Source organism: Vibrio sp. YT-19(2023) (assembly GCF_033337395.1).
Genome location: NZ_JAWOQN010000975.1, coordinates 1 through 550, shown reverse-complemented (window position 1 = coordinate 550; position 550 = coordinate 1). Strand labels below are relative to the sequence as shown.

The following is a 550-nucleotide window of genomic DNA, read 5'->3' as shown; positions in this document are numbered from 1 at the left end:
GAGATAAATGGCCGCCAACAAGCTGTACCGAGCGGCTTTTCCTAAAAATATTAAAATCACACACGGCAGAAATTTCATCCTTAACCATCCAGCCGCGAGACACAACGGATCACCAATAATTGGTAACCAACTGAAAAATAATCCCCAGTAGCCATATTTTGCTAGCCACTTTAAAGCGGTATGACCATGTTTTTCTTCTTGGGTTTTATTGGGGATCCATAACCCAAGCCAGTAATTGGTTAAGCCACCCAGCGTATTACCTATTGTGGCAACCAAAAGAATAGAAGAAACCGCATATTGATTGAGTGAGAGAGTTGCTATCAGCCCAGCTTCAGAGCCACCAGGCAGTAAGGTGGCGCTCAGAAAACCCGTTAAAAAAAGCACCCACAATGCTGAATCAGAAAACCAAAGGGCTAAATGTTCAAAAGCTGAATTGAATGCGTCTAGCATGTCATATCAAGTAATACCTTGCCTCTCGTTCGCCCCGATTCCACTTGTTGGTGTGCGGCGATAACTTCAGCCATTGGGTAAATGTGTTGCACTTCTGTTT

At 43.8% G+C, this 550-nt stretch carries 2 protein-coding genes; both read right to left on the bottom strand.

The features are described from left to right. On the bottom strand, window positions 1–450 hold a 450-nt coding region (locus tag R7E78_RS29515; protein ID WP_318059067.1), incomplete at its 3' end, for a YqaA family protein. After that, window positions 444–550: zinc-binding dehydrogenase (locus tag R7E78_RS29510; RefSeq protein WP_318059068.1), on the bottom strand; the 107-nt coding region annotated here is incomplete at its 5' end. The genes R7E78_RS29510 and R7E78_RS29515, both read right to left, overlap by 7 nt.